We start from the raw sequence: 24,668 nt of genomic DNA, 5'->3' as shown, positions 1-24,668 counted from the left end.
CGCTAGGATTTTCTTCATGCAGGCCAGGCGGATTTCGCCGCGAAGCACCTGCCAATGGAGGATGAGATGGAGAAGTCGAACCGGACACTCAAATCGCTGGTGATCGCGGCAGGCGTTGGCGCGATCTTCACGCTTGCTCCCGCCAAAGCCGAAGATTCCTCGGCCACCGCTGCCTACAAAGACATCCAGGCGACGCTCGGTTCAGTGCCCGACATGTTCAAGACGCTGCCTGACGTGGCGGTCGCCGGCGCCTGGGCCGAGATCAAGGGCGTGCAGCTCAATCCCAACACCGCTCTCGACGGCAAGACCAAGGAGCTGATGGGGCTTGCGGTGGCGGCGCAGATCCCCTGCCAGTACTGCATCTACTTCCACACCGAGGCGGCCAGGCTCAACGGCGCGAGCGACGAGGAGATCAAGGAGGCGATCGCGATGGCGGCCATCGTGCGCCACTGGTCGACGATGCTCAACGGCAGCCAGGTCGATCTCGCCACCTTCAAGAAGCAGACCGACGACGTATTCGCCGCCGTCAAGGCGAAGTCGCAGTGAGGAATGCGTCTGCCCGGCGCTTGAGCCGGGCAGCGCCCCCGATCAATCGAACGTCCCGCCTTGCGGCGGGCCATGGAGGAGAAAATGCTGACCAAGACTGAACTGGTGGACGGCGCTGCGATCAAGAAGGCAATCGAGGGCCGTGACGGCAAGCTGCTGGCGAGCTTCTACACCGACGACGCGCTGGTGCGGGTGATCGACCGCAACAATCCGCCGAGCAAGCCGCGCGAAATCCGCGGCCGCGCGGCGATCACCACCTTCTGGGACGACATCTGCAGCCGGGCGATGACCCATAAGGTCGACACCACCATCGCCGATGGCGACAACCTCGCCTTCACCCAGGCCTGCGCCTATCCCGACGGCACCAAGGTGTTCTGCGCGGCGATGCTGGAGCTCAAGGCCGGCAGGATCGCGCGGCAGACCGTGGTGCAAGCCTGGGACGAGTAGCAAGCAGATCAACAGCGGCTGGGCCGCAAACTCGCAGGAGAACGACAATGTTCAGCGCCAGATGGCAGATCGACGCCAAGTTCGGCCACAAGCAGACCGTGCTCGACATGATGCGGCAATGGGAACGCGACGTCGGCTCGCAGGTCGGCATCTCAGATCTGAACTTCCAGATCATGACCGGATCGATCGGCGCGCATGAATCGAGGATCGAGTCGCACCACCAAGTCGAAAGCCTGGCCCAGCTGGAAGCGTTCTTCGCCAAGCTCGGCAAGATCGAAGCGCACGCCAAATGGGGCAAGGCGCTGGAGCCCTATGTCGTGTCGGGCACCAATGTCTGGCAGATCTTCCGGATCGTCGAATAGCGGCGGCCCCAATCGGCATGCCTGTCGCCCGCAACCGCTCCGGGGCGACAGACGTTGGTCCGGCCGTCAGCCCTTGCGGCCGAAACTGCTGCGCTGCCCCGAAAAGCGCGCCTCCCTGGCCAGCCCCGCTGCTGCCTGGCGGCCGGCCGGGCCCTGATTGGGCAGGGTGGCCTGCTTGGCCAACGCCGCAGCGATCACGGCGTCCGCCTGGCGGGCGCGCTCGGCGGCATTGCCTCCCGGCAAGCCTGCGGCCGCGGCATTGGCGGACGACGGCCGCGGGCGCCTGAACGCGAGGAACAGGAGCAGGGTGCCGAGCGCCGCCGCGCCGGCGGCCAGTATGACACGCGTGCCGGTCATTCCGGCCCGCTCGATCTGTGTCGCCTTGGCGGGATTCTGAACAACCACGAGCTTGTCGCCAACCTGCGGCTCACGGCCTCCGCTCTTGTTCAAGTCCATGGTCGCCTCGACGGCGTCCGCGCCGGCGCCGACGCGCAAGATGCCGGTGAATTTCTGTTTCACCGTCCATTCCTTGTCGGCATGGACCGACTTGAATGCTTCCACCAATTCGCATGGGATCGAGGCGCTGCTGACTGTCTTGTAGAGGATCCTGTGCTGGGTCGATTCCATCAGGCATTCGACCGTGACCGCCGTGATTTCGGCCGGCACCTGCGGCCAGCCGCTCTTGGCGATGATGTCCTTGGCGCAGAAGAAGGCGACCAGCAGGCAGAAGCCGCCGATCATTGTTAGCTTGATCTTCGAGACAGTCATGCGCGAACCCCCTCGCTGCGTGGTTTCCCGTCAGCGAAGCTGCTCGCACAGGTTGAATATTCAATAAATCGGCAACCGTCGCCACGCGGCGGCAGTTCAACAGACTTAACGGATGACAACCGGTGAACTGAATACTTTAAGGATGGCAGTCCCGCCGCCATCCTTTTTTGCCCGAAGCAGCAACCTACATCAGGCCAAGCTGCTTGTAGAAACCGAGCGCATCGTAATAGTCGCTCTGGGTTGCGATCTTGCCGTCCTTGAGTGAAAACATCGAGGCCCCGGTGAAGGAGAACTTCTTGCCGGTTGCGGCGGTGCCGTCGGCCCAGGGGCCGGTGTTGGTGCCGGAAAACTCCCATTCGAAGGAGGCGCGGTCGCCCTCGATCACAGGCGCGCCCTTCATCGTCCAGACGGCGTCGGGGACGGCCTTGAGGAAATTGTCGATGACGCCGGTCTTGGCCGCTTCCTTGCCCTTGACCGGGGTGCCGACCGACGCGTCGTAGTAGGTGACGTCTTCGGCGAAATAGCCGGCGGCCTTGGCGGAATCATGAGCGTTCCACGCGGCGAGGTATGCTTCGATAACCGACTTCGCGCTGTCGTCGGCAAAGGCCGGCGCGACGGCAAGGAGCGTGGCGGCAATGGCTGCTGATGTCAGAAACTGGCGGCGATGCATCTTCTTCCTCCCTGGTTTTGAATGGTAGGTTCCCTGCGAATGGCGCTAGCCGTGGGCCACCATGACATGGCGGACGGCGGTGTAGTCCTCCAGCGCGTAGAGCGACATGTCCTTGCCGTAGCCGGACTGCTTCAATCCGCCATGCGGCATCTCGTTGGTCAGCATGAAGTGGGTGTTGATCCAGGTGCAGCCATATTGCAGGCGGGCAGCCGTCGCCATGGCGCGCGACACGTCCCTGGTCCACACCGACGAGGCCAGCCCATAATCGCTGTCGTTCGCCCAGTTCACTGCTTCGTCGACCTCCGAGAAGCGGGTGACCGAGACAACCGGGCCGAACACCTCGCGGCGCACGATCTCGTCCTCCTGCAGCGCGCCGGCGACGACCGTCGGCTGGTAGTAGAAGCCCGAGCCCTCGCCCGGCTTGCCGCCGGTGGTGATCTCGATGTGCTTCAGTTCCGAGGCGCGCTCGACGAAGCTCGACACGCGGTCGCGCTGGCGGCGCGAGATCAGCGGGCCGATCTCGTTCTCGGTGTCGTCCGGCCGGTTGTACTTGATGGTCGAGACGGCGGAGGAGAGGTCGGCGACCAGCTTGTCGTAGACCTTCTTGCCGGCATAGATGCGGCAGGCGGCGGTGCAATCCTGGCCGGCATTGTAGTAGCCGAAGGCGCGCAGGCCGCTGACCACGGCGCCGAGATCGGCGTCGTCGAACACGATGACAGGCGCCTTGCCGCCGAGCTCGAGATGCGTGCGCTTGACCGACTTGGCGGCCGCCTGCAGCACCTTCTTGCCGGTGGCGACGTCGCCGGTGATCGAGATCATGTTGACCTTGGCATGGTTGATCAGCGCGTTGCCGACGCTTTCGCCACGGCCGAGCACGACATTGACGACACCTTCCGGCAGGATCTCGGCCAGGATCCTGGCCAGCTTCAGCGCCGTCAGCGGCGTCTGCTCGGACGGCTTGAAGACGACGGTGTTGCCGCCGCCGATCGCCGGCGCCAGTTTCCAGGCCATCATCATCAGCGGATAGTTCCACGGCGCGATCGAGGCGACGATGCCGATCGGGTCGCGCCGGACCATCGAGGTGTGGCCGGGTAGGTATTCACCGGCGACCTGGCCGGGCATCGAACGGACGGCGCCGGCAAAGAAGCGGTAGCAGTCGACGATCGCCGGGATCTCGTCATTCAGTACGGAGTTGATCGGCTTGCCGCAGTTCAGCGCCTCGAGCGCAGCGAATTCCTTGGCCTCGGCCTCGATGCGGTCGGCGATCTTCAGCAGATAGCCGGAGCGCTGCGCCGGCGTGGTGCGCGACCAACTGACGAACGCTTGTTCGGCGGCACTCACAGCAGCCTCGATCTGCGCCGGGCTGGCTTCAGGCAGGCTTAGAATGGTCGCCCCGGTCTTTGGATTGAGGATCGGCTCCTCGGTCTCGGTGCCCTTCTCGAAGGTCGAGCCGATCAGCATCTGGGTGTCCATAAGATTTCTCCTTGATCAGGAGCGAGTAGCGAATAGCGAGTAGCGAATAGGGTTGGCGGTCGACTTTTCCCTTATTCGCTATTGGCTATTCCCTATTCGCTGTTCTTCATTTGCCCGAACCAGCGATCTGGTCGCCGTCGCGGGTCAGGTAATAGGCAAAGAGGATCGGCAGCAGCGTCACCAGAACCACGACCATGGCCACGACATTGGTGACCGGACGCTGGCGCGGGCGGATCAGTTCCTCGAGCATCCAGATCGGCACGGTCTGCTGCTGGCCAGCGGTGAAGGTGGTGACGATGACCTCGTCGAAGGACAGCGCGAAGGCGAGCATGCCGCCTGCAAGCAGCGCGGTGGCGATGTTGGGCAGCACGACATGCCTGAAGGTCTGGAAGCCGTCGGCGCCGAGATCCATCGAGGCCTCGATCATCGAGCCGGAGGTGCGGCGGAAGCGGGCGACGGCATTGTTGTAGACGACGACGACGCAGAAGGTGGCGTGGCCGAGCACGATCGTCCAGAACGAGAAGGGGATGTCGGCCAGCGCGAAGGCCGAGCGCAGCGCGATGCCGGTGATGATGCCGGGCAGCGCGATCGGCAGGATGACCAGCAAGGAGATGGTCTCGCGGCCGAAGAAGCGCGTGCGCGAGACGGCGGCGGCGCACAGCGTGCCGAGCACCAGCGCGATCGCCGTCGAGATGGCGGCGACGCGGATCGACAGCGACAGCGCCTCCCACACATCCGGGCGGTTCCAGGTGACGGCGAACCATTGCGTGGTCAGCCCCGGCGGCGGCCAGACGAAGCTCTTTTCCTCCGTCGTGAAGGCGTAGACGAAGATCAGCAGGATCGGCAGGTGCAGGAAGAGCAGGCCGCAGGCGGCGGCGATCTTCAGGCCGAGCGGGGCGGAAGGCGAGCCGTCAGAGCGCATCGAAGGCCCCCATGCGCTTGGCGCCCCAGAGGTAGAAGCCCATGATGACGATGGGCACCACGGTGAAGGCGGCGGCAAGCGGGATGTTGCCGGCCGTGCCCTGCTGCGAATAGACGGCCTGGCCGATGAACAGGCGCGAGGTGCCGATGATCTGCGGGATGATGTAGTCGCCCAATGTCAGCGAGAAGGTGAAGATCGAGCCGGCGACGATGCCGGGCAGCGCCAGCGGGAACAGCACGTTGCGGAAGGTCTGGCCTGGCGAGGCGCCGAGATCGGACGAGGCCTCGACCAGATTGCCCGGCACGCGCTCGAGCGCCGCCTGGACGGGCAGGATCATGAACGGCAGCCAGACATAGACGAAGGCGATGAAGGTGCCGGTGAAGGACACCGACAGCGAGTTCCCGCCGACGATCGGCAGCGACAGCCAGGCGTCGAGCAGCCACAGAAGGTTCAGCTTGCCGAGCAGCCAGGTGAGGATGCCCTCCTTGGCGAGGATGAGCTTCCAGGCATAGACCTTGACCAGGTAGCTCGACCACAGCGGCAGCATGACGCCAAGGTAGAACAGCGCCTTCCAGCGGCCGCGCGCGTAGCGCGCTGCGTAGTAGGCGATGGGGAAGGCGATGATCGCCGAGGCCAGCGTGACGAGCGCCGCCATCGTCACCGTGCGCAGGATGATGTCGAGATTGGCGGCCTGGAGCAGGTCGCCATAGGTCTTGAGCGTGAACTCGCGGTTGATGAGGCCGGAGAACTCGTCGATGGAGAAAAAACTCTGCGCCAGCAGGGCGAACAGCGAGCCGATATAGACGATGCCGAGCCACAGCACCGGCGGCAGCAGCATGAGGAGCAGCAACAGCTTCGGCCGGCGCCAGAACAGGTCGGAGAGCGCGCCGCGCAGGCCGCCGCTGCCCGGCAGGATGGCAGGCGCGGCGGGGTTGGATTGAACAGCGGCGATGGTCATGGCGCCGCCGCGTGCTGAAGAGAATTGCCTGAAAGGCCGTGATCCTTCGCCCCCCTCTCTGTCCTGCCGGACATCTCCCCCTCAAGGGGGGAGATCAGCAGTTTCTCGGCCTCGCCAATTCTGCCACGTCGGCGATTGGCGAAGCCGGAATGGATAGCCAATCTCCCCCCTTGAGGGCGAGATGTCCGGCAGGACAGAGAGGGGGGCCTCGCGCCAACCGTCATCATGCCGGCTCGTCCATCAGATGCAGGTGGTCACGGTTGAAGGTGAGCAGCACCGCCTCGCCTTCCTCAGGCACTCCCATGCCGGCGGGCACCATGGCGTGAAGCCTTAGTCCATCGGCGTCGAGCGCCAGCCTGGTGGTGGCACCGAGATAGTTGGTCGAGACCAGGCGGGCGGCAACGCCGTCGCCGCTCGCGTCGCGCGCGACACGGATGGATTCGGGGCGCAGACTGCCCCAGCGATGCTGGCCGCAATAGCGCTGGACGAAATCCGGCGGCAGCACGTTGGACGAGCCGACGAAGTCGGCGACGAAGCGTGTCCTCGGGCGCTGGTAGATGTCTTCAGGCGTGCCGATCTGCATGATCCTGCCGTCGTTGAAGACGGCGACGCGGTCGGCCATCGACAGCGCCTCGCCCTGGTCGTGGGTGACGAAGACGAAGGTGATGCCGAGCGCCTTCTGCAGCGACTTCAACTCCTCCTGCATGTTCTCGCGCAGCTTGAGGTCGAGCGCGCCGAGTGGTTCGTCGAGCAGGAGCACCTTGGGCTGGTTGACGAGCGCGCGGGCGAGCGCGACGCGCTGGCGCTGGCCGCCGGAGAGCTGGCCCGGACGGCGAGCGCCATAGCCAGGAAGCCTGACCAGCGACAGCGCCTCTTCCGCCGCCTTATGGCGCTCCGGCTTGCCGACGCCCTTGACCATCAGCCCGTAGGCTACGTTGTCGAGGACATTCAGATGCGGAAAGAGCGCGTAGTCCTGGAAGACGGTGTTGACGTTGCGGCGGTAGGGCGGGACGCCCTCGGCGCGCTCGCCGAAAATGGAGATCGAGCCCGAGGTCGGCTGCTCGAAGCCGGCGATCAGGCGCAGGCAGGTGGTCTTGCCGGAGCCCGACGGGCCGAGCATGGCGAAGAACTCGCCGGGCGCGATGTCGAGATCGACGGCGTCGACGGCGCGAACGCTGCCGAAATGGCGGGAGACTTTTTGAAAGGATACGGCCGAGGTCATGGGCTGTCAGTCAGTTGCCGGTTTGGTTCTGTCGGATCGCGATAGCGCGCTGCTTCACCTCCCCCTCCATGGGAAAGGTCGCGGCGAAGCCGCGGGTGGGGTGGCTGGCACGGACCGCCACCCCGACGCTGCGCGTTTACCCTCCCCACAAGGGGGAGGGTGATGGATCACCGTCCGCCGATGACGCCGATATAGTCAGACACCCAGCGGTAATAGGGGACGCACTGGTTGTTCTCGCTGGCGCATTTCGACACCGGCGTCTTCCAGAACTTGATCTTGTCGAAATTGTCGTAGCCGTTGGTCTTGCAGCCTTCGTCGCCGAGCAGTTCATTGCCCTTGCAGGCGGCGGGCACTACCGGCAGCGAGCCGAACCAAGCCGAGACATCGCCCTGAACCTTGGGCGACAACGAGTGCTCGAGCCACATATAGGCGCAGTTCGGATGGGCGGCGTCCGCCTCCATCATGGTGGTGTCGGCCCAGCCGGTGACGCCTTCCTCCGGCACGGTCGAGGAGACCGGCTTCTTGGCGGCGACCAGCGTGTTGACCTGGTACGGCCACGAGCCGGAGGCGACGACGCCCTCGTTCTGGAAATCGTCGACCTGGATCGCGGCATCGTGCCAGTAGCGGCCGACAAGCGTGCGCTGGACGCGCAGCAGGTCGAGCGCAGCCTTGTACTGGTCCTCGGTCAGTTCGTAGGGATCCTTGATGCCGAGTTCCGGCTTGTGGAACATCAGGTAGTTGGCGGCGTCGGCAATGTGGATCGGACCGTCATAGGCCTGGACGCGGCCCTTGTTCGACTTGCCGTCGGGCAGGTTCATCTCCTCGAAGACGACATTCCAGCTCTTGGGCGCTTCCTTGAAGACGTCGGTGTTGTACATCAGCACGTTCGGGCCCCACTGATAGGGAACGCCGTAATGCACCTTGTCGACCGTAAACCAGGGGGCGTCCTTCAGCCGGTCGTCGACGCTCTTCCAGCTCGGGACGAGATCGGTGTTGATCGGCTGCACGCGCTTGCCGGCGACGAGGCGCAACGAGGCATCGCCCGACGCGGTGACGAGGTCGAAGCCGCCCTCGTTCATCAACGAGACCATCTCGTCCGACGTGTTGGCGGTCTTGACGTTGACCTTGCAGCCGCTCTCCTTCTCGAAGGAGGTGACCCAGTCATAGCCCTTGTCGGTTTCGCCGCGCTCGATGTAGCCCGGCCAGGCGACGATGTTGACCTCGCCCTCGCCCTTGCCGAGTTCCTTGACCTGGGCGACGGCCTGGCCGGAGAAGGTCAGCGCGACCGTCAATGCAGTGCACGACTTCAGGAATGAATTCATCATCGATCTCCCATTTTGGCGCATGTCTCGATAAGATCACGCGCACCCTCAAAACATTGAAGCGTCCGCCGACCAGGAAAATGGGCGGCGCTCCAAGGGGCCGCACTCTGCGGCGGCTTTTGGTTCCCTAACCGGAGGTTGCTGCGAAATTCCCGGTTTCGCAAATTCATTTATCAGAAAGCCGATATCGGTTTTTCCGATAGATAAATGCGCGAGCTTGTCAGGGGCGCTGGCGGACCATGCGCTGCGACTGGGCAAGGCCGATGAAGTCGCGCGCGGCCTGCGGCAGGCTGGAGCCGCGGCGCCAGACCATGCCTACCTGGACCACCGGCAAGGCGCCGGAAATATCGCGCGATTCGATGCGGTCGCCTTCCAGCGACCATGGCCGGTAGACGAGGTCGGGCAACAGCGCCACGCCGGCGCCGGTGGCGACGAGGCTGCGCACCGCCTCGACCGAGCGGGTGCGGAAGGCGACATGCGGCCTGGCGCCGAGCGCGGCGAGCAGCTTGCCGGTGTTCTCCTCGATCTCGTCGACGGTCAGCATGATCAGCGGCTCCGACACGATGTCGCTGAGATCGATGATGTCGGCGCTGGCGAGTTTGTGGCTGAGCGGCACCCACAGGCGATAGGCCGAGACCTCGAGGATTTCCGACTGCAGCGCGGTGCGGTCGCGCAGGTTCGAGGTGACCATGACGGCGATATCGAGCTTGCCGCCGATCAAAAGGTGCTCGAGATAGTCGCCATTGTCCTCGATGGCCGAGACCTCGACACCGGGATAGGCGCGACGGTAGCGGGCGAGAAGATCGGACAGCACATAGCCGGCGACCAGCGAGGTGACGCCGAGCTGGAGGCGGCCGCCGGCCACCAGCTGGTCGCCGAAGAAGGCGCGGCGGGCGTCCGACACATCGGCGAGGATCTTGGTCGCGTGGCGCAGGAACTGGTGGCCTTTGTGGGTGATGTTGAGGCCGCGCGGATGGCGCTCGAACAGTTCGACGCCGAGGTCGCTTTCCAGTTCCTTGATCGCCTCGGTGACCGAGGATTGGGAGATGGAGAGGTTCTGAGCGGCGCCGGACACGGTGCCCTGCTCGGCGACGGCGACGAAGAACTGCAGCTGGCGGATGGTGAAAGCCATGGCGGGACTAAACACTGGCGCAGGGCGGAAGGAAAGCGGGCCACTTGGCGGCCCACAACATCGCTGTCCCGGTCTTACCTGCCGTCGCCACCGGCTATGCTGATCCGCCCGCCGGCCGCGGCGAGCGCGGCGGCGATGTCGCGCGGCGGCGGCAGGTCGGTGGCGAGTTCGGAAAAGCCGTCGAAGCCGCAGACCCGGACCAGACCCTGGCGGCCGAACTTGCTTTGATCGGTGACCACCACAGAGCGCTGGCCGCGCGACAGCACCATGCGGGCGAACTCCGCCTCTTCCAGATCGTAGTCCATCAGGCCGGCGACGGCGTCGACCGCGCCGATGGAGATCACCGCGTGGCTGACGGATAAGCGGCTGACGAAGTCGATGGCCGAGACGCCGAAGGCGGCGCCGGAATCGCTGCGCAACTCGCCGCCGGCCATGTAGACCTTGTTGCCGTTGACGGTGGCCAGCGTGCGGGCGATGTCCGACGAATTGGTGACGACGGTGAGCCGCCGGTGGCCGAGCAACTCGCGGGCGAGGAACGAGGTGGTCGTGCCGGTATCGAGCATGACCGACTCGCCGTCGCGTATGGTGGCGGCGACCATGCGGGCGATGGCGCGCTTGGCGTCGGCATTCTCGCGCATGCGCCGCTCGAACGGCGCTTCGCCCGCCATTGCCGGCAGACTGACGGCGCCGTGCATCTTCAGGATCGAGCCGTCATTGGTGAGCGGCTTGACGTCGCGGCGCACGGTCTCCAGCGAGACCCCCAGCCGGTCGGCCAGGCTGGCGATGGTGATGGTGCCCTCCTCGTTGAGGAGCCGCAAAATCTCGCCATGCCGTTTCGAATGGATCATACGGGCTTCCAGGATTTTGACCGATTCTAAGGCAATCCTGCCGTTTTTAAAGGAAGCGCTTATACTTTCGGGCAAAACACCCAAAAAAAGTCACGGCTTTTGATTGACAGCCGACCAACACTGGCGTGAGATCGAAGAAAGGTGACAGGCTCGAAAGCGCCACGGGAAGGTGATGGCAGAGCCGCAATTCACGGACCAGATCGCCCGGAACGGGCCTGGTGCAAGGAATTTTCAGATCCGCGGGGGCGGATGCCGGGATCACAAACCTGGCCAAGGGGCTCGTCGGTGCGGTGCGGGATACCGGTCCTGGCGTCCCGCACCGACGAGATTTTCCCATTCCCCTCCGCCGTCGCCGCCCTGTCCGTGGCGCTTTGTCGAAACTCAGCCCAACCAGGGATAGACCGTGACCGTCGAAGACCGCATCCGCGCCCTGCCCTGCTGGACCGGCACGATCGAGATTGAGCCGCTGCCGGGCGGCCTGAGCAACGCCAACTACCTGGTCCAGGACGCGGCCGGACGGCATGTGGTGCGCTTCGGCCAGGATTTTCCGTTCCACCACGTCTTTCGCGAGCGCGAGGTGATGACCTCGCGCGCGGCGCATGCCGCGGGCTTCGCACCGGCCGTCCGCTATGCCGAGCCGGGCATCATGGTGACGCAGTATCTCGGCGCCAGGACTTATACGGCCGAGGACGTGCGCGCCAACATCGGCCGCGTCGCCGCCCTGATGCGCGGCTTCCACCGCGAAATGCCCAATCACGTCTCCGGCGCCGGTTTCATGTTCTGGGTGTTCCACGTCATCCGCGACTACGCGCGCACGCTGGATGAAGGCGGCAGCCGCAAGCGGGACGAATTGCCCCGCTACCTGACGCTCGCCGATGAACTGGAACGCGCGCAAAAACTGCTGCCTATCGTCTTCGGCCACAACGATCTTTTGCCGGCCAATATTCTCGACGACGGCAACAGGCTGTGGCTGATCGACTTCGAATATGCGGGTTTCAACACGGCGATGTTCGACCTTGCCGGCTCGGCCTCCAACGCCGGCCTGAGCGACGAGGAATCCTTCGCCCTGCTCACCGCCTATTTCATGAAGGAGCCTGACGATGCCATCCGGCGCTCGCATGCCGCGATGCAATGCGCCTCGCTGCTGCGCGAGGCGATGTGGAGCATGGTCTCCGAACTCTATCTCGACGCGCCCGGCATCGACTACGTCGCCTACACCGAGGAGAACCTGACGCGGCTCGACGCGGCGCTGGACCACTACCAGACCAAATACGGAAGGCTGAGCCCATGACTTTGCCCAGCCATGCCGGGATCGTCGTCATCGGCGGCGGCATCATCGGCTGCTCGACGGCCTATCATCTGGCGCGCGACCACAAGGCCGATGTCGTGCTCCTGGAGCAGGGCAAGCTGACCTCGGGCTCGACCTGGCACGCGGCCGGGCTGGTCGGCCAGCTGCGTTCGTCGGCCTCGATCACGCGCGTGCTGAAATACTCCGTCGAGCTCTACAAGGGGCTGGAGGCCGAGACCGGGCTCGCCACCGGCTGGAAGATGACCGGGTGCCTCAGGCTGGCCACCAATGCCGACCGCTGGACCGAGTTCAGGCGGCTGGCGACGACGGCGAAAAGCTTCGGCATGGATATGCAATTGCTGTCGCCGGACGAGGTGAAAAAGATGTGGCCGCTGATGGAGACCGGCGACCTCGTCGGTGCCTCCTGGCTGCCGACCGACGGCCAGGCGAGCCCCTCCGACATCACCCAGTCGCTGGCCAAGGGCGCGCGCATGCATGGCGCCAAACTGTTCGAGGAGGTGCGCGTCACCGGCTTCGCGATGAAGGACGGCCGCATCACCGCGGTGAAGACCGACAAGGGCGACATCGCCTGCGACAAGGTGGTGAACTGCGCCGGGCAATGGGCCCGCCAGGTCGGCGCGATGGCCGGCATCAACGTGCCGCTGCAGCCGGTCAAGCACCAGTACATCATCACCGAGAAGATCGACGGGCTGGCGACCGACGCGCCTACGATCCGCGACCCCGACCGCCGCACCTACTTCAAGGAAGAGGTCGGCGGGCTGGTGATGGGCGGCTATGAGCCGAACCCGCAGGCCTGGACGACGGGCGACGTTCCCAACGACTGGGAATTCCGGCTGTTCGACGACGACTACGATCATTTCGAGCAGCATATGGCGCAGGCGATCGAGCGCGTGCCGGCGTTGGCCCATGCCGGCGTCAAGCAGATGATCAACGGGCCGGAAAGTTTTACGCCGGACGGCAATTTCATCCTAGGCGTGGCACCCGAATGCGCCAACATGTTCGTCGGCGCCGGCTTCAACGCCTTCGGCATCGCGTCTGGCGGCGGCGCCGGCTGGGTGCTGGCGCAATGGGTGGTCGACGGCGAGGCGCCGCTCGACCTCTGGGTCGTCGACATCAGGCGTTTTTCCAACCTGCACCGCGACCGGCAATGGGTCTGCGACCGCACGCTGGAGGCCTATGGCAAGCACTACACGATCGGCTTCCCGCATGAGGAATATCTCTCCGGCCGGCCGCGCATCGTCTCGCCGCTCTATGAACGGCTGGGCGGGCACCGCGCCGTGTTCGGTTCGAAGCTCGGCTGGGAGCGGCCGAACTGGTTCGCGCCCGACGGCGTCGAGCCGGAGGACGTCTATTCGATGGGCCGGCAGAACTGGTTCGAGGCGGTCGGCGAGGAACATCGGCATGTTCGTGAGAAGGTCGGCATCTTCGACCAGTCGTCCTTCGCCAAATACGAGATGACCGGCGCGGATGCCTTGAAAGCGCTCGACTGGATCTGCTCCAACGACGTCGCCAAGCCGGTCGGCCGGCTGACCTATACGCAGCTTCTCAACACGCGCGGCGGCATCGAGGCTGACCTGACCGTGTCGCGGCTCGGCGAGGATAGGTTCTACATCGTCACCGGCACCGGCTTCCGCACCCATGATCTGTCGTGGATCGAGGACCATGTCGGCAAGGGGCTCGACGTGGCGCTCAAGGATGTCACGGAGGATTTCGGCACGCTGACGCTGATGGGGCCGCGCGCCCGCGACGTGCTGTCGGCGGTGACGGACGCGGATGCCTCCAACACCGCCTTCCCGTTCGGCCATGCGCGCGAGATCCAGATCGCCGGCCATACGGTCAAGGCGCTGCGCGTCACCTATGTCGGCGAGCTCGGCTGGGAACTGCATGTGCCGATCGCGGCGACCGGCGAGGTGTTCGACGCGCTCATGGCGGCGGGCGAGGCGCACGGCATCCGCCCGATCGGCTACCGGGCGCTGGAATCGCTGCGGCTGGAGAAAGGCTACCGCGCCTGGGGTTCCGACATCACGCCCAACGACACGCCGCAGGAGGCTGGCCTCGGCTGGGCGGTGAAGCTTCGCAAGAACACCGACTTCGTCGGCCGAAGGGCACTAGAGGACGCCGCCGGCGAGGCGCTGAAGAAACGCTTTGCCGGCTTTACTGTCGACGACCCCGCGATCGTCCTGGTCGGGCGCGAGACCATCCTGCGCAATGGCGAGCCGGTCGGCTATCTCACCAGCGGCGGCTATGGCTACACGCTGGGCAAGAACATCGGCTACGGCTATGTGCGCAACGCCGCCGGCGTCGGCGACGATTTTCTCGCATCCGGCGACTATGAGCTGGTGGTGGCGATGGAGCGGACGCCGGCAAAGATCCATCTCGAGCCGATGTACGATCCGGCCGGGGAAAAAATCAAAGCCTAGGGCTTCAGATCACGCGCAGGACCAGGCCGCGGCTGGGCACCGTGTCGGCCTCGCCGGGCATTGAGACATAGGGCGCGGTTTCTTCGACGCGGACGACCGTGCGCCCTGCCTCGAGCGCGGCGACGCGCTTAGCAAAGCCGGCCTCCCACAGCGTGTTCTTGACCGTGAGCACGATAACCCCGCCCGGCCGGCAGATGCGGATCAACTCGTCCAGACCCTCGGCGCCGACATGGCCTGAAGTGAAGACGCCTGCCGAGACGATGCCGGCATAGGCATTGTCCGCGAAGGGCAATGGCCCACCCATCGCCAGGCAGTGAAGCGCCGTGTAGACGCCTTTGGCGGCAGCCTTGTCCAGCATGCCTTGCGAAATATCGAGCGCCTCGACCTTGGGATAGCCGGTGATGGCAAGCCATTCGCCGATCAGGCCGGTGCCGGCGCCGGCATCCAGCAGCGGCGCGGCGCCGCGCGCCAGATGGCGGGCGATCAGCGCCAGGCAGATCGTCGGATGGCGATAACCGGCCGCCGACATGTCGGCGTCGTAGGTCTCGGACCAGCGGTCGTAAAGCGCTGCCACCTCTTCCGGCCGCTTCGCCGCGTAGGCCGCGGTGAGCGGTCCAAGATGCTTGCTGTCTGCCATCTTTCTGTTGCCGCCGCCTGATCGAGTCGACTTTGATCGGATGATAGCCAAATGGCGAAAATTGTGGAACCGTTCCTCCATAAACAAGGTGAGAAGGTAAACACGGGGGCATAATGACGGACGAGGCACGCGCGGCATTGGCCGCGATTCCGGTGCTGGCGGGCTACCAGGGACCGCTGGAACGGCTCGGCGGCCTGACCAATCTCGTCTACAGGGCCGGCGATCTTTGCCTGCGCATCCCCGGCAAGGGCACCGAGGAGTATATCAACCGCGCCAATGAGGCGGTGGCGGCGCGCGAGGCGGCCAAGGCCGGGGTCAGCCCCGAGGTGCTGCATGCCGACGCCGCGACGGGCGTGCTGGTGAGCCGCTACGTCGCCGGTGCCGAGACGATGTCGCCGGAGAAGTTCAAGACGCGGCTCGGCAGTCCGGCGCGCGCCGGCGAGGCCTTCCGCAAGCTGCATTCATCCGGCGCGGTGTTTCCGTTCCGCTTCGAGCTGTTTGCGATGATCGACGACTATCTCAGGGTGCTGTCGACCAAGGATGTGGCGCTGCCCGCCGGCTATCACGACGTGGTGCGCGAGGCCGACAGCGTGCGCGCGGCGCTTGCCGCCCACCCCATTCCAATTGTCGCCTGCCACTGCGATCCGCTGTGCGAGAATTTTCTCGATACCGGTGACAAGATGTGGATCGTCGACTGGGAATATTCGGGCATGAACGATCCGCTCTGGGACCTCGGCGATCTCTCCGTCGAAGGCAAATTCGACGCCGCGCAGGACGAAGAATTGATGCTCGCCTATTTCGGCCGCGCGCCGAAGCCCGCCGAGCGCGGCCGCGTCGTCATCTACAAGGCGATGTGCGACCTTCTGTGGACGCTGTGGGGGCTGATCCAGCTCGCCAACAACAATCCGGTCGATGATTTCCGCGCCTATGCCGACGGCCGTTTCGTCCGCTGCAAGGCGTTGATGGAGACGGCGGAGTTCTCGCTCCACCTTGCGGCGATACGCAAGGGCTAGCCGCCCGAACTGCGAGCCCTAGTTCACGCCCTTCGGCACGTTCTCCGGGGGAACCACTGTCTCCACCACCTTCTGGCGATGGAAGATGAAGATGCCGGCGAGCACGACGATCGCCGAGCCGACCAGGATACGAAGGCTCGGCACGTCGCCGAAGAAGGCCAGACCGAAGACGATCGCCCACAGAAGCAGGCTGTAGTGCAGAGGCGCCAGCGTCGAGGCCGGCGCCAGCTTCAGCGCCCTGGTGATCATCAGATGGGCGGCGCAGGAGACGACGCCGAGCAACAGCATGGCGCCGAAATCGAGCGCGGACGGTGTGCGCCAGGCGCCGATGGTCAAGACCCCGCCGACAACCAGCGTGCCGATGGTCTGCCAGGTGACGAGCGTAGTGTCGCTGGTGCCGCGCAGACGACGGCCAAGGATGATGGCGAAGCCGAAAGCGATGCTGCCGACCAGCGCAAAGCCGGAAGACATTGAGAAGGCGGCAGAGGACGGCTTCAGGATGATGAGCACGCCGCAGAAGCCTACCAGGATCGCCAGCCATCGCCGCCAGCCGACCTTCTCGCCGAGCAGCAGGTGCGACAGCGCCGCGACATAGATCGGGCCGGCCATGTAGAAGCTCATCACGTCGGCGAGCGGCAAATAGACGACCGCGGCGTAGAAGAACCCGGTATCGAGCGTGGTCGCCACGACGCGCAGGACCTGCAGCATCGGCCGGTCGAGACTGAACAGCTTGCCCGTGCCCTGGTTGGCGATCATCGGACCGAGCACGATGAAGGCGCCGATCGAGCGGATCAGCACCACCTGACCGACCGAGAAGGAGGCGACCAGCCATTTGCCCATCGCGTCGTTCAGCGCGAACATGAAATCGCCGGCCAGCATCAGGAGGATGCCGGCGAGAAGCATGTTCTTGATCGTAAAGCCACGGGCGAAAGACTGAGCCATGGCGGGCGTCCTAGCTTCAAGCCGGGGATTTGACGAGCAAAATCCCGGCAATCCGTAAGACCAGCGACGAAAATCGGCTGGTTCTAGCTCGATTTATGCCTTCGGTTGACATTTTGCGGCCTGCCCGCGATCGACAGGCGCGTTTCCTGCTTTGTCCGCTCCGCCACCACCTTGCCCCGGGCGATGACGCAGAGCCGTTCAGCGCGCAGGCGCACCGCCTCGATCGGATTGCCGGCATCGAGGACGACGAGGCTGGCGCGCTTGCCGACGGCCAGCCCGAGGTGGTCGAGGCCCATGATGGCGGCGTTGACGTTGGTGACCATGTCGAAACAGCGCGCCATGTCGGCCGGGCTCGACATCTGGGCGACATGCAGGCCCATGAAGGCGACGTCGAGCATGTCGGCGGTGCCCAGCGAATACCAGGGGTCGAGCACGCAGTCCTGGCCCCAGCCGACGCGGATGCCGAGCGCCAGCATCTCCTTCACCCGGGTCAGGCCGCGTCGCTTGGGGAACGTGTCGTGGCGGCCCTGCAGCATGATGTTGATCAGCGGATTGGGGATCGCCGCCACGCCGGCCTCGGCGATCAGCGGCAACAGCTTGGAGACGTAGTAATTGTCCATCGAATGCATGGAGGTGAGGTGCGAGCCGGCCACCCTGCCCTGCAGGCCGAGCCGCTCGGTCTCATAGGCAAGCTGCTCGATGTGGCGCGACAGCGGATCGTCGGTCTCGTCGCAGTGCAGGTCGACCATGAGGCCGCGTTTGGCGGCGATTTCGCAGAGCTCGGTTACTGAGCGCGTGCCGTCGGCCATGGTGCGCTCGAAATGCGGGATGCCGCCGACAATGTCGACGCCGAGATCGAGCGCGCGGACGGTGTTTTGACGCGCCGTCGGCGAGCGGTAGAGCCCGTCCTGCGGGAAGGCGACGAGCTGCAGGTCGATATAGGGCGCGACGGTCTTCTTGACCTCGAGCAGCGCCTCGACCGCCAGCAGCCGGTCGTCGCAGACATCGACATGGGTGCGGATGGCAAGCAGCCCCATCGACACCGCCCAGTCGCAATAGGCGAGCGCACGCTCGCGCACCGCCTCATGCGTCAGCAGCGGCTTCAGTTCGCCCCACAGGGCGATGCCTTCGAGCAGCGTGCCGGAGGCGTTGATGCGCGGAATGCCGTAGGAGAGCGTGGCGTCCATATGGAAATGCGGATCGACGAAGGGCGGCGAGATCAGATTGCCACGCGCGTCGATCACCGTGCCCGCGGCGGCGGTCAGTTCGGGCTCGATCGCGGCGATCGTCTCGCCGGCGATGCCGATATCGGCAACCCTGCCGTCAGGCAGCGTGCCGCCGCGTACGATCAGGTCGAAATCCATCTTCCGTCATCCCCTTGGTAGAATCAGCGCCATCCTGGCGCAAAAGAGGGTCTGCCGCAGCCGTTTCGTTCCGCAAGCGCGAAAGGTTCCATCCGGCGGCAACTCGCTCTATAAGCCGCCTCTCGCCCTCGTGGCGAATCCGAAATTCGCTCAGAGACTCCAGCCAGGCACGGGATCAGCCGTTTGTTTCGTTTCTTCCGTTCGTCGGAAAACCAGAGCCTCATCGCGAGGTTGGTGAGGGAATCCTTTCACCAACACAAGTTCGGCTATGGCGCCGCCATAGTGTCGATGCTGGTGGTGGCCGCCACGACCGCCGCCAGCGCCTGGATCCTCAGCGTAATCACCAATGAATTCGTGATCTACAAGAGAGTCGAACGCGTCAACTGGATAGCCTTTGCGGTCGCCGCAATCTTCATCGCCAAGGGCATCGCCAACTTCGTCCAGGCCTATTTCATGAGCCGGGTCGGCAACGCCATCATCGCCGACCGCCAGCGCAAGATCTATGACCGGATCTTGGCGCAAGGCATCGAGTTCTACCATTCGACCTCGTCATCCGACCTGATCACGCGCATGACCAACAACGCGCAGGCCGCACGCAGCGTCCTCGACCTCGTCGTCACATCCTATGTGCGGGACCTGGTGACCTTGATTGCCTTGGTGGCCGTCATGGTCTGGAAGCAACCGGCGTTGTCCCTGATCTGCTTCGTCGTCGGGCCGGTCGCGATCTACGGCGTCAACCGCATCCTGAAGCGCATCCGCAAGATTGCGTCGATGGAATTTCGCTCGCTCGGCCAGATCGTGCATGTGATGCAGGAGACGGCGATCGGGGTGCGTGTCGTCAAATCCTTCAACCTCGAAGGCGCGATGCGCAAGCGCATGTACAAGGCGGTCTCCGACGTCGAGAACCGCGCCAACAACATCGCCACACTGGAAGCCGCCACCAGTCCGGTGATGGAAACGCTTGCCGGGCTGGCGATCGCCGGTGCGATCTTTGTGAGCGGTTTCCTGGTTTTGCAGGGCGGCCAGATGCCGGGCAACATCATGGCTTTCATCGGAGCGCTGCTGCTGGCCTATGAGCCGGCCAAGCGCCTGGCACGCGTGCGCATCTCGCTTGAGACCGGGATCGTCGGTGTGCGCATGATGTTCCAACTCGCCGATCGGCCGCTGACCCTTTCCGAAAAGCCCGACGCCACACCGCTGCGGCCGGGGCCCGGCGAGATCAGGTTCGAAGACGTAACTTTCGCCTATCCCGAGAGCGCGCCGGTCTTCAAAGACTTGAACCTCACCCTGGCGCCCGGCAAGATGACGGCGCTGGTCGGGCCGTCGGGCGGCGGCAAGTCGACGATCCTCAATCTGATCATGCGCATGTACGACCCGCAGAGCGGCAAGGTGGCGTTCGACGGCCAGGATATCTCGCATGCGGCGCTCGCCTCGCTCAGGCAGAAGATCGCCTATGTCAGCCAGGACACGTTCCTGTTCGCCGGCACCGTCATGCACAACATCCGCCTCGGCCGTCAGGATGCGACCGAAGCGGAGGTGATCGCCGCCGCCAAGGCCGCCAATGCCCATGACTTCATCAGCGCCATGGCCAAGGGCTACGAGACAGAGGTAGGTGAGAATGGCTCGCTATTGTCCGGCGGCCAGCGCCAGCGCATCTCGATCGCGCGCGCCATGCTGCGCAATGCCGAAATCCTGCTGCTCGACGAGGCGACCAGCGCGCTCGATGCCGAGTCGGAAGCGCTGTTCCGCGACGCGCTGCAGCAGCTCACGGTCGGGCGCACAACCATCGTCATCGCGCACCGGCTGTCGACCGTGCATCAGGCCGACACGATCGTGGTGCTGGAGAACGGCAAGGTGCAGGAAAGCGGCCCGCACAAGGCGTTGCTCAAGCAGGGCGGGCTTTACCAGAAGCTTTATGAGTATCAGCTGATGCCGTGAGCTTACCCTCCCCCTTGTGGGGAGGGTCGCTGCGAAGCAGCGGGGCGGGGGTCGGCGCCGCCCCCACCCGGACCTTCGGTCCGACCTCCCCACAAGGGGGAGGTAGGGGTCGCAGCTTAACCCTACTCCGGCACTTTCCGCACCGCACCCTTGTCGGCGCTGGTGGCGAAGGCGGCGTAGGCGCGCAGCGCGGTCGTGACCTTGCGCTTGCGCTTTTCCTCCGGCTTCCAGGCATCCGCGCCCTTCGCCGCCATGGCGGCGCGGCGGGCATCGAGCTCGGCTGCGCTGACCGCGAGATGGATCTTGCGGTTCGGGATGTCGATCTCGATCGTGTCGCCTTCCCGGACCAGGCCGATCAGCCCGCCTTCGGCGGCTTCCGGTGAGACATGGCCGATCGACAGACCCGACGTGCCGCCGGAGAAGCGGCCGTCGGTGATCAGCGCGCAGGCCTTGCCGAGGCCTTTCGACTTCAGATAGCTGGTCGGATAGAGCATCTCCTGCATGCCGGGGCCGCCGCGCGGACCCTCATAGCGGATGACGACGACATCGCCGGCCTTGATCTCATTGCCGAGGATCGCCTTGACCGAAGCGTCCTGGCTTTCGAACACCCTGGCCGGACCGGTGAACTTCAGGATCGACTCGTCGACGCCGGCGGTCTTCACGATGCAGCCGTCGAGCGCCAGATTGCCCTTCAGCACAGCAAGGCCGCCATCCTTGGAGAACGGCGTCTGAGCCGAACGGATGACGCCCGTCTCGCGGTTCGTGTCGAGGTCGTCCCAGCGGCGGTCCTGGCTAAAGGCGACCTGCGTCGGCACGCCGCCGGGGGCGGCGAGGAAGAAGTCGCGCACGTTCTGGCTGGAGGTGCGGGAAATGTCCCAATGGTCGAGCGCCTCGCCTAGCGTCGCCGTATGCACGGTCGGCAGGTCGCGGTTGATCAGCCCGGCATTGTCCAACTGGCCGAGGATGGCCATGATGCCGCCGGCGCGGTGGACGTCCTCCATGTGCACGTCGGACTTGGCCGGCGCCACCTTGCAGAGCACCGGCACCTTGCGCGACAGCCGGTCGATGTCTTCCATGGTGAAGTCGACCTCGCCCTCGTGGGCGGCGGCCAGGATATGCAGAACCGTGTTGGTCGAGCCGCCCATGGCGATGTCGAGCGCCATGGCGTTCTCGAAGGCGCCCTTGGAGGCGATGCTGCGCGGCAGGGCGCTTTCGTCGTCCTGCTCGTAGTAGCGCTGGGCGAGGTCGACGACGAGATGGCCGGCCTCGACGAACAGGCGCTTGCGGTCGGCATGGGTGGCAAGCGTCGAGCCATTGCCGGGCAGCGACAGGCCGAGCGCCTCGGTCAGGCAGTTCATCGAATTGGCGGTGAACATGCCCGAGCACGAGCCGCAGGTCGGGCAGGCCGAGCGCTCGATGACCTTCACGTCCTCGTCGGAGATCTTGTCGTCGGCGGCGGCGACCATCGCGTCGACGAGGTCGAGCGCCTGCGTCTTGCCGGCCAGCACCACCTTGCCGGCCTCCATCGGTCCGCCGGAGACGAAGACGGTCGGGATGTTGAGGCGCAGCGAGGCCATCAGCATGCCGGGGGTGATCTTGTCGCAATTGGAGATGCAGACCATGGCGTCGGCGCAATGGGCGTTGACCATGTATTCGACGGAGTCGGCGATCAGCTCGCGCGACGGCAACGAATAGAGCATGCCGTCATGGCCCATGGCGATGCCGTCATCGACGGCGATGGTGTTGAATTCCTTGGCGACGCCGCCCGCCTTCTCGATCTCGCGCGCCACCAGCTGGCCGAGATCCTTCAGATGGACATGGCCGGGCACGAACTGGGTGAAGGAGTTGACGACCGCGATGATCGGCTTGCCGAAATCCGAATCCTTCATGCCGGTGGCGCGCCACAGGCCGCGGGCGCCGGCCATGTTGCGGCCATGGGTGGTGGTGCGGGAACGATAGGCGGGCATGCAATTTTCCTTAGCTGGCTGGCCACGCTCGATGCGGAGCGCGGCGGCGCTGAATTCAGGTCGCAGGCGTTATAGACGCCGAAGCCTGGTCTGGCCACAATTTTGCGGCGCGCCAGATTTTCCAGGAAAATTCGATGCCATTGTCGGATCGCGCGCCGCGCGGCCGTCCTTGGACAGACGGCACGGAATGGCACCATTCCCGGAGTCAGCCGTTTCATCGTAAGAAGCAACCCGAGGAGCACGAGATGCAAAAGATCACCACCTGCCTGTGGTTCGACGATCAGGCCGAAGAGGCGATGAATTTCTACGTGTCCATCTTCAAGAATTCGAAGGTGCTGAGCGTGATGCGTTGGCCCGAAGGCCACGCCGATGAAGGCAAGGCGCTGGTGACCACGTTCGAACTCGACGGCGTGCAGTTCCAGGCGCTCAACGGCGGACCGCAATTCAAGTTCAACGAGGCGATGTCACAGTCGATCGACTGCAAGACGCAGGAAGAGGTGGACTATTTCTGGGACAGGCTCATCGAAGGCGGAGGCGAACCGTCGCAATGCAGCTGGCTCAAGGACAAGTTCGGAGTGTCCTGGCAGGTCGTGCCGGAGCAGTTGCCGCGGCTGCTTCTGGACCCGGACCGGGCCAAGGCCGGCCGCGTGATGTCGGCGATGATGGAGATGAGCAAGATCGACATCGCCAAGATCGAGGAAGCGGCGCGAGGCTGAGTGAAATCTCAAACGCCGGCGCCGCCCCTCATCCGCCCTTCGGGCACCTTCTCCCCGTGAACGGGGAGAAGGAAAAAGGAGTGACTACGCCGCCTTGTCGCGGACCTGGTAGTCCTTCACCGCGGCGAAGCGGATCGCCTTCCAGCGCTCGGCTTCGTAGTTGAGCGAAAAGGCGTGCTGGGCGAGGAACACCGGATCGTTGTCGAGATCGCGGGCGATGTCGCCGCGATGCGCTTCGATGAAGCGCTCCACCTCGGCCCTGTCGTCGGCCGAGATCCAGCGGCAGACGGAAAAGCGCGACATTTCGAAATCGACCGGCAGCGTGTACTCGATGTTCAGCCGTTCCTTGAGCACGTCGAGCTGCAGGGCGCCGACGACACCGACGATGGCAGGCGAGCCGTCCTCGGGCGAGAACAGCTGCACCACGCCTTCCTCGGCCATCTGGTGCAGGGCTTCCTTCAGCTTCTTGGCCTTCATGGCATCGCCGAGGCGGACGCGGCGCAGGATTTCCGGGGCGAAGTTCGGCACGCCGCGGAACAGGATCTCCTCGCCCTCGGTCAGCGTGTCGCCGATGCGCAGCGTGCCGTGGTTGGGGATGCCGACGACGTCGCCGGCGAACGCCTCGTCGGCGGTGACGCGGGTGCGGGCGAAGAAGAACTGCGGCGCCGACAGGCTCATCGGCTTGCCGGTGCGCACCAGCTTGGCCTTCATGCCGCGCTCGAGCTTGCCCGAACAGACGCGCACGAAGGCGATGCGGTCGCGGTGGTTGGGGTCCATGTTGGCCTGGATCTTGAAGACGAAGGAGGTCATCTTCTCCTCGGTCGCCTCGACCTTGCGGCTGTCGGCCTCCTGCGCGCGCGGCAGCGGCCCGAAGGCGCCGAGCGCCTCGATCAGGTCGCGCACGCCGAAATTGCGCAGCGCCGAGCCGAAATAGACCGGCGTCAGATGGCCCTCGCGGAAGGCGTCGATGTCGAGGGGTCTGCACGCTTCCCGCGCGAGTTCCAGCTCCTCGATGAAGGCTTCCCGCTCATTGTCGGGCAGCAGCCCGGCAACGCGGTTGGAATCGGGACCGTTGACCGGCGTGCGCTCCTTCTCGTCATCGCTCTTGCGCACGGCGTTCAGCGCCAGATGGTAGGTGCCCGAAAAGGTCTTGCCGCGGCCGATCGGCCAGGTGACAGGCGCGGTGTCCAGCGCCAGCTTCTGCTCGATCTCGTCAAGGATCTCGAAGGGATCGCGGCTCTCGCGGTCCATCTTGTTGACGAAGGTGATGATCGGGATGTCGCGCAGCCGGCAGACCTCGAACAGCTTCAGCGTGCGCGGCTCGATGCCCTTGGCGGCATCGATGACCATGACGGCCGAGTCGACCGCCGAGAGCGTGCGATAGGTGTCGTCGGCGAAATCCTCGTGGCCGGGCGTGTCGAGCAGGTTGAAGACATTGTCGTCATACTCGAAGGTCATCACCGAGGTGACGACCGAAATGCCGCGCTCGCGCTCGATCTTCATCCAGTCGGACCGGGTCTGGATGCGGTCCTTCTTGGCCTTGACCTCGCCGGCAAGCTGGATCGCGCCGCCGAACAAAAGCAGCTTCTCGGTGAGCGTGGTCTTGCCGGCGTCGGGGTGGGCGATGATCGCGAAGGTGCGACGGCGCGATACCGCGTTTTCGATGTCTTCTGCCAAGTCGTGGAATCCTGT

Annotated in this window: 22 protein-coding genes; 8 read left to right on the top strand and 14 right to left on the bottom strand. The window is 64.9% G+C overall.

Annotation, left to right across the window (positions count from 1 at the left end; translation table 11 throughout):
- Nucleotides 1-66: 66 nt before the first annotated feature.
- The 3 genes from EN786_RS21595 to EN786_RS21585 all read left to right on the top strand — a co-directional run bounded on the left by EN786_RS21595 (nt 67) and on the right by EN786_RS21585 (nt 1,355).
- Nucleotides 67-546, top strand: a complete 480-nt coding sequence (locus EN786_RS21595) for a carboxymuconolactone decarboxylase family protein (protein WP_127309814.1) — start codon at nt 67-69, stop codon at nt 544-546.
- A gap of 84 nt (nt 547-630) precedes the next feature.
- Nucleotides 631-993, top strand: a complete 363-nt coding sequence (locus tag EN786_RS21590) for a nuclear transport factor 2 family protein (protein WP_127309813.1) — start codon at nt 631-633, stop codon at nt 991-993.
- Between the two features lie 47 nt (nt 994-1,040).
- Nucleotides 1,041-1,355 carry a hypothetical protein gene (locus EN786_RS21585; protein WP_127282449.1) on the top strand — a complete coding sequence of 105 codons (315 nt, stop codon included), beginning with the start codon at nt 1,041-1,043 and terminating at the stop codon, nt 1,353-1,355.
- 66 nt (nt 1,356-1,421) lie between these two features.
- Here the strand turns inward: EN786_RS21585 and EN786_RS21580 are convergent, their stop codons facing one another.
- The 9 genes from EN786_RS21580 to EN786_RS21535 form a co-directional block, all read right to left on the bottom strand.
- Nucleotides 1,422-2,123, bottom strand: coding sequence for a hypothetical protein (locus tag EN786_RS21580; RefSeq protein ID WP_127309812.1), 702 nt, complete (start codon nt 2,121-2,123; stop codon nt 1,422-1,424).
- Nucleotides 2,124-2,307: 184 nt separating this feature from the next.
- Nucleotides 2,308-2,793: a nuclear transport factor 2 family protein gene (locus tag EN786_RS21575; RefSeq protein ID WP_127309811.1), complete on the bottom strand. Its 486-nt coding sequence runs from the start codon at nt 2,791-2,793 to the stop codon at nt 2,308-2,310.
- Between the two features lie 45 nt (nt 2,794-2,838).
- On the bottom strand, nt 2,839-4,266 hold the full coding sequence (locus EN786_RS21570) for a gamma-aminobutyraldehyde dehydrogenase (protein WP_127309810.1): 1,428 nt from the start codon (nt 4,264-4,266) through the stop codon (nt 2,839-2,841).
- 106 nt (nt 4,267-4,372) lie between these two features.
- Nucleotides 4,373-5,188, bottom strand: coding sequence for an ABC transporter permease (locus EN786_RS21565; RefSeq protein WP_127282453.1), 816 nt, complete (start codon nt 5,186-5,188; stop codon nt 4,373-4,375).
- Nucleotides 5,178-6,146 (bottom strand): ABC transporter permease, encoded by a 969-nt coding sequence (locus tag EN786_RS21560; protein ID WP_127309809.1) that lies wholly within the window; start codon nt 6,144-6,146, stop codon nt 5,178-5,180. The genes EN786_RS21565 and EN786_RS21560 overlap by 11 nt, the downstream gene beginning before the upstream one ends.
- A 223-nt stretch (nt 6,147-6,369) precedes the next feature.
- Nucleotides 6,370-7,368: an ABC transporter ATP-binding protein gene (locus tag EN786_RS21550; protein WP_127309808.1), complete on the bottom strand. Its 999-nt coding sequence runs from the start codon at nt 7,366-7,368 to the stop codon at nt 6,370-6,372.
- Between the two features lie 167 nt (nt 7,369-7,535).
- Nucleotides 7,536-8,690, bottom strand: a complete 1,155-nt coding sequence (locus EN786_RS21545) for an ABC transporter substrate-binding protein (protein ID WP_127282456.1) — start codon at nt 8,688-8,690, stop codon at nt 7,536-7,538.
- Between the two features lie 220 nt (nt 8,691-8,910).
- On the bottom strand, nt 8,911-9,822 hold the full coding sequence (locus tag EN786_RS21540; protein WP_127282457.1) for a LysR substrate-binding domain-containing protein: 912 nt from the start codon (nt 9,820-9,822) through the stop codon (nt 8,911-8,913).
- Nucleotides 9,823-9,896: 74 nt separating this feature from the next.
- Nucleotides 9,897-10,670: a DeoR/GlpR family DNA-binding transcription regulator gene (locus EN786_RS21535; protein WP_135908840.1), complete on the bottom strand. Its 774-nt coding sequence runs from the start codon at nt 10,668-10,670 to the stop codon at nt 9,897-9,899.
- Between the two features lie 403 nt (nt 10,671-11,073).
- Between EN786_RS21535 and EN786_RS21530 the strand changes: the two genes are divergently transcribed.
- Nucleotides 11,074-11,961, top strand: coding sequence for a phosphotransferase family protein (locus EN786_RS21530; RefSeq protein ID WP_127282459.1), 888 nt, complete (start codon nt 11,074-11,076; stop codon nt 11,959-11,961).
- Nucleotides 11,958-14,399 carry an FAD-dependent oxidoreductase gene (locus EN786_RS21525; protein WP_127309806.1) on the top strand — a complete coding sequence of 814 codons (2,442 nt, stop codon included), beginning with the start codon at nt 11,958-11,960 and terminating at the stop codon, nt 14,397-14,399. The genes EN786_RS21530 and EN786_RS21525 overlap by 4 nt, the downstream gene beginning before the upstream one ends.
- Nucleotides 14,400-14,403: 4 nt before the next feature.
- On the opposite strand, the gene EN786_RS21520 is transcribed toward EN786_RS21525, so the two are convergent.
- A complete protein-coding gene (locus EN786_RS21520) occupies nt 14,404-15,036 on the bottom strand; it encodes a class I SAM-dependent methyltransferase (protein ID WP_127282461.1) in 633 nt (210 codons plus the stop codon).
- A gap of 110 nt (nt 15,037-15,146) precedes the next feature.
- On the opposite strand from EN786_RS21520, the gene EN786_RS21515 reads away from it, so the two are divergent.
- Complete coding sequence (locus EN786_RS21515) at nt 15,147-16,049, top strand: phosphotransferase family protein (RefSeq protein WP_135908838.1); 903 nt, start codon at nt 15,147-15,149, stop codon at nt 16,047-16,049.
- A gap of 18 nt (nt 16,050-16,067) precedes the next feature.
- On the opposite strand, the gene EN786_RS21510 is transcribed toward EN786_RS21515, so the two are convergent.
- Both EN786_RS21510 and EN786_RS21505 read right to left on the bottom strand, forming a co-directional pair.
- A complete protein-coding gene (locus EN786_RS21510; protein ID WP_127309804.1) occupies nt 16,068-16,991 on the bottom strand; it encodes a DMT family transporter in 924 nt (307 codons plus the stop codon).
- A gap of 83 nt (nt 16,992-17,074) precedes the next feature.
- Complete coding sequence (locus tag EN786_RS21505; protein ID WP_135861147.1) at nt 17,075-18,355, bottom strand: amidohydrolase family protein; 1,281 nt, start codon at nt 18,353-18,355, stop codon at nt 17,075-17,077.
- 183 nt (nt 18,356-18,538) lie between these two features.
- On the opposite strand from EN786_RS21505, the gene EN786_RS21500 reads away from it, so the two are divergent.
- A complete protein-coding gene (locus tag EN786_RS21500) occupies nt 18,539-20,293 on the top strand; it encodes an ABC transporter ATP-binding protein (protein WP_127311905.1) in 1,755 nt (584 codons plus the stop codon).
- A gap of 122 nt (nt 20,294-20,415) precedes the next feature.
- Here the strand turns inward: EN786_RS21500 and ilvD are convergent, their stop codons facing one another.
- Nucleotides 20,416-22,260 (bottom strand): dihydroxy-acid dehydratase, encoded by a 1,845-nt coding sequence (ilvD, locus tag EN786_RS21495; RefSeq protein ID WP_135908836.1) that lies wholly within the window; start codon nt 22,258-22,260, stop codon nt 20,416-20,418.
- 245 nt (nt 22,261-22,505) lie between these two features.
- Here ilvD and EN786_RS21490 point away from each other — a divergent pair, with 245 nt between their 5' ends.
- Nucleotides 22,506-22,976 (top strand): VOC family protein, encoded by a 471-nt coding sequence (locus EN786_RS21490; RefSeq protein WP_127282467.1) that lies wholly within the window; start codon nt 22,506-22,508, stop codon nt 22,974-22,976.
- Between the two features lie 84 nt (nt 22,977-23,060).
- On the opposite strand, the gene EN786_RS21485 is transcribed toward EN786_RS21490, so the two are convergent.
- A complete protein-coding gene (locus tag EN786_RS21485) occupies nt 23,061-24,653 on the bottom strand; it encodes a peptide chain release factor 3 (RefSeq protein ID WP_127311895.1) in 1,593 nt (530 codons plus the stop codon).
- Between the last annotated feature and the right edge of the window lie 15 nt (nt 24,654-24,668).

It is taken from the genome of Mesorhizobium sp. M4B.F.Ca.ET.143.01.1.1, from assembly GCF_004792275.1.
In the GTDB taxonomy this organism is placed as follows: Bacteria; Pseudomonadota; Alphaproteobacteria; order Rhizobiales; family Rhizobiaceae; genus Mesorhizobium; species Mesorhizobium abyssinicae.
This window is presented reverse-complemented; position numbering and strand designations above follow the sequence as displayed.

Bases quoted from the DNA above. Each gene is read 5' to 3' on its own strand.
- EN786_RS21595 (WP_127309814.1), top strand. From the start codon at position 67: ATGGAGAAGTCGAACCGGACACTCAAATCGCTGGTGATCGCGGCAGGC.
- EN786_RS21590 (WP_127309813.1), top strand. From the start codon at position 631: ATGCTGACCAAGACTGAACTGGTGGACGGCGCTGCGATCAAGAAGGCA.
- EN786_RS21585 (WP_127282449.1), top strand. From the start codon at position 1,041: ATGTTCAGCGCCAGATGGCAGATCGACGCCAAGTTCGGCCACAAGCAG.
- EN786_RS21580 (WP_127309812.1), bottom strand. From the start codon at position 2,123: ATGACTGTCTCGAAGATCAAGCTAACAATGATCGGCGGCTTCTGCCTG.
- EN786_RS21575 (WP_127309811.1), bottom strand. From the start codon at position 2,793: ATGCATCGCCGCCAGTTTCTGACATCAGCAGCCATTGCCGCCACGCTC.
- EN786_RS21570 (WP_127309810.1), bottom strand. From the start codon at position 4,266: ATGGACACCCAGATGCTGATCGGCTCGACCTTCGAGAAGGGCACCGAG.
- EN786_RS21565 (WP_127282453.1), bottom strand. From the start codon at position 5,188: ATGCGCTCTGACGGCTCGCCTTCCGCCCCGCTCGGCCTGAAGATCGCC.
- EN786_RS21560 (WP_127309809.1), bottom strand. From the start codon at position 6,146: ATGACCATCGCCGCTGTTCAATCCAACCCCGCCGCGCCTGCCATCCTG.
- EN786_RS21550 (WP_127309808.1), bottom strand. From the start codon at position 7,368: ATGACCTCGGCCGTATCCTTTCAAAAAGTCTCCCGCCATTTCGGCAGC.
- EN786_RS21545 (WP_127282456.1), bottom strand. From the start codon at position 8,690: ATGAATTCATTCCTGAAGTCGTGCACTGCATTGACGGTCGCGCTGACC.
- EN786_RS21540 (WP_127282457.1), bottom strand. From the start codon at position 9,822: ATGGCTTTCACCATCCGCCAGCTGCAGTTCTTCGTCGCCGTCGCCGAG.
- EN786_RS21535 (WP_135908840.1), bottom strand. From the start codon at position 10,670: ATGATCCATTCGAAACGGCATGGCGAGATTTTGCGGCTCCTCAACGAG.
- EN786_RS21525 (WP_127309806.1), top strand. From the start codon at position 11,958: ATGACTTTGCCCAGCCATGCCGGGATCGTCGTCATCGGCGGCGGCATC.
- EN786_RS21520 (WP_127282461.1), bottom strand. From the start codon at position 15,036: ATGGCAGACAGCAAGCATCTTGGACCGCTCACCGCGGCCTACGCGGCG.
- EN786_RS21510 (WP_127309804.1), bottom strand. From the start codon at position 16,991: ATGGCTCAGTCTTTCGCCCGTGGCTTTACGATCAAGAACATGCTTCTC.
- EN786_RS21505 (WP_135861147.1), bottom strand. From the start codon at position 18,355: ATGGATTTCGACCTGATCGTACGCGGCGGCACGCTGCCTGACGGCAGG.
- ilvD (WP_135908836.1), bottom strand. From the start codon at position 22,260: ATGCCCGCCTATCGTTCCCGCACCACCACCCATGGCCGCAACATGGCC.
- EN786_RS21490 (WP_127282467.1), top strand. From the start codon at position 22,506: ATGCAAAAGATCACCACCTGCCTGTGGTTCGACGATCAGGCCGAAGAG.